The organism is Kitasatospora sp. NPDC007106, from assembly GCF_040634455.1.
Taxonomy (GTDB): Bacteria; Actinomycetota; Actinomycetes; order Streptomycetales; family Streptomycetaceae; genus Kitasatospora; species Kitasatospora arboriphila.
On the sequence record NZ_JBEYFP010000460.1, the window covers coordinates 1 to 4777 of the forward strand.

Genomic DNA, 4777 nt, shown 5'->3' on the forward strand with positions numbered 1-4777 from the left:
CAGGCCAGCAGCGTGGCGGCGGAGGCCAGGCCGCGGCCGGCCTGGGCGGCGTCCACCCAGTAGCCCAGGTTGGCGCTGCACAGGTGCAGCCGGACGATGTTCGACAGGGTGACGCCGCCGACGATCTCCTCGCCGCTCGCCAGCACCCAGAGGGCGAGCCGGCCGGTCTCGGCCTGGACGAGCTGGTCGTGCAGCCGGGCGCGCTGGCCGGCCACGGTGAACCAGTGCTCGTCGCGGGGCGGGTCCCAGGGGCGCAGGTGCTCCCGGTTGCGGATCATCGCGCGGCTCAGCGCCTCGGCGTCCTCCGGGACGGCGGGCCGCATCAGGACGTCGCCGGCGACCGGCGCGGAGAAGGTGATCACCCGGACAGCGTAGGCGGTGCCTCCGGACGTCCGCCCGCCGCACTCCGCCCGGAGGCACACCGCCCCGCGCCTGCGCAGCGATTCACCCGAACCGGTTCGGAGGGCCGCGATCGCTGCCACGCTGTGCGCCTGCCGGATGCGGGAGTCGCCGGGGCCGGACGGTCCCGGGCACGGGAGGGGTGGGCGATGGCGGGGCGGAGACGGTGTGCGCGGTGGGGCGCGATGTGGAGTGCGGTGGCGGCGGTGCTGCTGCTCGCGGGTTGCGCCCCGGGGCGGGCGCGGCCCGTCTCGCCTGGCGTACGTCGAGGCCGACGGCTCGACCGGGACGGTGCGGCCCTACTCGCTCCCGGCCGGGACGCTCGCCCGTAAGCCGTCGCGGCGGTCCTCGGGCCGCGCGTCGATGGCGGGGCCGCGGCCGTGCAGTTGGGGCACTGGTCGGGGTGGCCGCCGAACCCGCCGAACGGGCGGATCGGCACGGGGTCAGCATGCCGGAGGGCTCGGACAACCGGTGCGATGGGGCTGCCGGCCCCGGGCCGTGGCGGTGTGACGGCGGGCTCGGGGCCGGCAGGTCTGCGGTGCCGGAGTGTCAGCCGACGTTGGCGCAGGCGTTGCCGATCGCCGGGTTGAGGATGCTGACGACGCCGATCGAGTTGCCGCAGACGTTCACCGGGATGTGGACCGGGATCTGGATGACGTTGCCGGACAGCACACCGGGCGAGTTGGTGGCCACGCCCTCGGCCCCGGCGCTCGCCGAGGCCGGGCCGGCAGCCGCGCCGAGGACGAGGGTGCCGGCGGCGGCCGCGAGGGCCAGGGCGGTGCGCAGTGCGGTCATGGTGGACTCCTGTCGTGTCGAGCTGTTCTGATGACGCGTCGGCCGCGCGATCGACGAACGGCCGTCATCACCTTTTCGGCACGAACGGCCTCCGGGGTTGGCCCGGCCACGACAGTCCACCCGATCGGCGCAGCGGTCCGGCCGTCCGTTGGGCGGTGCGGGGGAACGGGTGCGGCCCGGACGACCCCGGACGGCGTGCCCGGTAGGCTCCCTGACGGCGTGTCGGCGGACAGACGGCCCGGAGCAGGGCCGGCGGGTGCCGCGGTCAGGGGGGCTTGTCATGGGTCTGGTGCTGCTGTTCGTGTCCCTGGCGGGGTCGGTTGCGGCGCTCACGCTCGCGGCGGTGGGCACGGCCGCGCTGCTGGGGCGGAAGGGGAGGCCGCTGCGCGGGCTGGCGCTGGTCGCCGCGGCGGGTGCGGTGGCGGTGTACGTCTGCGGGCTGGGCCCGGTCGGGCTGGATGCGCTGGACGCGGGCAGCGGCGGTACGGACTCCGCCCCGCCGCACCCGTGCCGCACCGGCCCGCGGGAGCGCTGGATGCAGGTCGTGGACTGGGAGGCCGGGTTCGTTCCGGTCCGGTTCGAGTGCCGTCTGGCGGACGGCGGCTCGTACCGCAACGGCTCGGTGCCCGGCTGGGTCAATCCGGCGGCGGCGGTGCTCGGGCTGGCCGCCGCGGCGTGCGGGATCGCGGCCGGTGCCCTGGACGAACGCGCGGCCCGCCGGACGCCCGCGGGGGCCTGAGGGCGGGGGCGGGGCCGGTCGTTACTGCGCGCCGTCCTGCGGCCGGACGGCGCGCCGCATGCAGACCCGCGGCCACCGGTCGAGTCCGTGGGCGGCCTCGCGCTCCCGGACGGCCCGCAGTTGCGGTCCGATCTGCGGCCCGTCGAGGACGGTGAAGCCGCAGCGGGCGTAGTAGGGGGCGTTCCACGGCACCTCGGCGAAGGTGGTGAGGGTGAGCGCGGGCAGCCCCTCGTCGGCGGCGCGGCGGGCGGCCCGGTCGATCAGTGCCCGGCCGAGGCCCTGCCGGGCACTGCCGGGGTGCACCGACACCTGTTCGACGTGCAGGTCGCCGTCGACGCGCTCGGCGAGCAGGTACGCCACCGGGCGGTCGCCGCCGTCCGTGGCGACCCAGGCCAGGCCGGCTGCCAGGAAGGGCGCGAACTCCTCGTCGGAGAAGGGCTCGTCCGCGGCGATCTCCGGCATGCCGACCTCGCGGAACACCTCCCCCGCCGCACGCTCGATCTCCTGCAGCACGGGGACGTCCTCGGGACGGGCGGCTCGGATGCGCATGCGCCCATTCTGCCGTCCCCGCCCGCGGCGGCGGGCGGAGCTGCGGGCGTCCGCCGAGCGGATGACTTCGCCGCGGCGCAGCGCCCGCCCGGGCCGCGGGACGGGCAGTGTCGTGCGAAACGGCCGCCGGGCCGGGAGCGGGACGGGACCGGGGCGGCGCCGGGGCGGCACCGGGAGGAGAGGAGAGCGGCATGGCTGCCGGCAGTGGCGGACGGGACGGCGGCACCAGCGAGCGGCTGGCCCTGGCGGGCATGCTGTTCGCCGTCTCGATGACCTTCATCGACCAGACCATCGTGTCGATCGCCGCCCCGAGCATCATCCGCGAACTCGGGCTCTCCGCCGGTGCGATGCAGTGGGTGGTCAACGCCTACCTGCTGGCGCTGGCGGCGTTCTTCGCGCTGGGCGGCCGGGTCTCGGACATCCTCGGGCACAAGCGGGTGATGCTGGTCGGCACGGTGGTGTTCGTGGCGGCGTCGGCGCTCTGCGGGGCGGTGCCGACCGGCGGCGCGGCCGAGGCCTGGCTGATCTCCTTCCGCGCGGTGCAGGGGCTCGGTGCGGCGCTGATGTTCCCGGCCGCGCTGGCGGTGGTGGTCGAGGTGTTCCCGGTCGAGCGGCGCGGCCGGGCGCTGGCGCTGTTCTTCGCCGTCGCGGGCGGCCTGACCGCGATCGGCCCGATCCTCGGCGGCTGGCTGACCAGCTGGACCTGGCGGGCGATCTTCTGGGTCAACGTGCCGGTGGCGGTGGTCGCCCTGGTGCTGACGTTCCTGGCCCGGATCCGGAACACGCCGCGCCCGGAGCCGATCGACTGGCCCGGCGCGGTGCTGGTCGCGGCCGGCATGGGCCTGAGCGTGCTCGGCCTGCAGCAGGCGGCGGTGTGGGGCTGGGGCAGCGCCGCGACCTGGGGGTGCATCGTCGGCGGCCTCGCGGTGCTGGTGCTGTTCGTCCTGGCGGAGCTGCGCAGCCGGGACCCGCTGATCACCATGCAGGTCTTCGCCGACCGGGCGTTCTCGGCGGACAACGCGGTGCTCTTCTTCGCGATGATGTCCTTCGTCCCGGTGTTCTTCTTCGCCTCGGTGTACGCGCAGGTCGCGCTCGGCTACTCGGCGAACGAGGCGGGCCTGTACCTGCTGGTGTTCTTCGCCGGGTTCGGCCCGGCCTCGCAGGTCGGCGGCCGGATCCTGGACCAGCGCGGGGCCCGGCTGGCGATGCTGCTGGGCACGGTGGTCGGCGCGGTCGGGTTCGCCGGCTGGGCGGCGAAGATCACCGACCTGTCGCTGGGGGCGCAGTGGATGTGGATCGTCCTCGCGGGCGCCGGGATCGGCCTGCTGCTGACGCCGGCGTCCACGGACGCGGTGAACCGGGCGATCGGCCGCTCGTACGGGGAGGTCACCGGAATCACCCAGACCGTCCGGAACTACTCGGCGAGCGTGAGTCTCGCGGTGCTCGGCACCGTCCTGCTGCACACCGCGGCGAACCGGATCACCGACACGCTGGAGCAGCACGGGCTGCCGCCGCAGGCGGCGCGCAACACGGCCGAGCAGATCACCAAGAGCCTCACCGGGCCGAGCACCGGCGGGTCCGCGGCGAGCGGCGTGGACGCCGGTCTGCTGGCCGCGCTGCGGGCGGACTTCGCGGCGGCGAACCGGCCGGTGCTGTACGGGATGGCGGCGGCGCTGGCCGTGGCGTTCCTCTGCGCGCTGTGGCACCCCGGCACCCGGATCACCGCGGAGGGCGGGGCGGACCGGTCCCGTCCGGGTGCGCGTCCGGCCGGCCGGGAGCCGGAGCGGGAGGGCTGACCGTCCCGTCGGCCGGGGCCTTCGCGGCGGGCACCGCCGCCAGGTCGTCGACCAGGCCGACCAGCCAGACGGCGGTGTCGACGGCGTGCAGCGCCGCCGGGTCCGGCGGCAGGCGGGCCGCCATGACGCGTTCGTCGAGCAGCGCGGCGCGCGCCTCCGCGAGCAGCGGGTCCGGCGGGACGGGCGTGTCCGGGCCGGCGAGCAGCGCGGCGCCCTCGTGGCGGAAGGCGGCGGCCGCGGTGTCGGCGTCGCGGACGAGGGCGCCGGCGGTGTCCGGCCAGCCGGCGAGGGAGTGCGGGGCGATCCTGGCGAGCAGTTGCTCGGCGCCGCGGACGGTGTGCTGGCCGGTCAGCAGTGCCGCCTGCCAGTCCGGGGTGCCCGGCGGTGCGGTGTGGTGCTCGGAGCGGAACTGGGCGTAGGTCGCCTCGGCGAGAACGGCGGAGCGGCGGGCCCGGCGCACCGCCCGGCCCGCGGCGGGGCCGCCGGTCAGCACGGCGAC

The 4777-nt window shown here is 76.5% G+C and carries 5 protein-coding genes and 1 pseudogene; 2 read left to right on the plus strand and 4 right to left on the minus strand.

The window, feature by feature from the left end; all coding sequences use genetic code 11:
- On the minus strand, positions 1-362 hold a 362-nt coding region (locus ABZ641_RS26040), incomplete at its 3' end, for a GNAT family protein (RefSeq protein ID WP_359985425.1).
- 586 nt (positions 363-948) lie between these two features.
- Entirely contained in the window at positions 949-1194 is a 246-nt protein-coding gene (locus ABZ641_RS26045) for a chaplin (protein WP_030275442.1), read from the minus strand.
- A gap of 280 nt (positions 1195-1474) precedes the next feature.
- Here ABZ641_RS26045 and ABZ641_RS26050 point away from each other — a divergent pair, with 280 nt between their 5' ends.
- Positions 1475-1933 (plus strand): hypothetical protein, encoded by a 459-nt coding sequence (locus tag ABZ641_RS26050; RefSeq protein WP_344624764.1) that lies wholly within the window; start codon positions 1475-1477, stop codon positions 1931-1933.
- Positions 1934-1954: 21 nt separating this feature from the next.
- Here ABZ641_RS26050 and ABZ641_RS26055 read toward each other — a convergent pair whose 3' ends face one another.
- Entirely contained in the window at positions 1955-2653 is a 699-nt protein-coding gene (locus tag ABZ641_RS26055; RefSeq protein ID WP_359985429.1) for a GNAT family N-acetyltransferase, read from the minus strand.
- Between the two features lie 20 nt (positions 2654-2673).
- Here ABZ641_RS26055 and ABZ641_RS26060 point away from each other — a divergent pair, with 20 nt between their 5' ends.
- Positions 2674-4278, plus strand: a complete 1605-nt coding sequence (locus tag ABZ641_RS26060; protein ID WP_359985431.1) for an MFS transporter — start codon at positions 2674-2676, stop codon at positions 4276-4278.
- On the opposite strand, the pseudogene ABZ641_RS26065 reads toward ABZ641_RS26060, so the two are convergent.
- Positions 4202-4777, minus strand: a pseudogene (locus ABZ641_RS26065) (hypothetical protein); the annotation flags it as partial. The gene ABZ641_RS26060 and the pseudogene ABZ641_RS26065 sit on opposite strands and share 77 nt — an antisense overlap.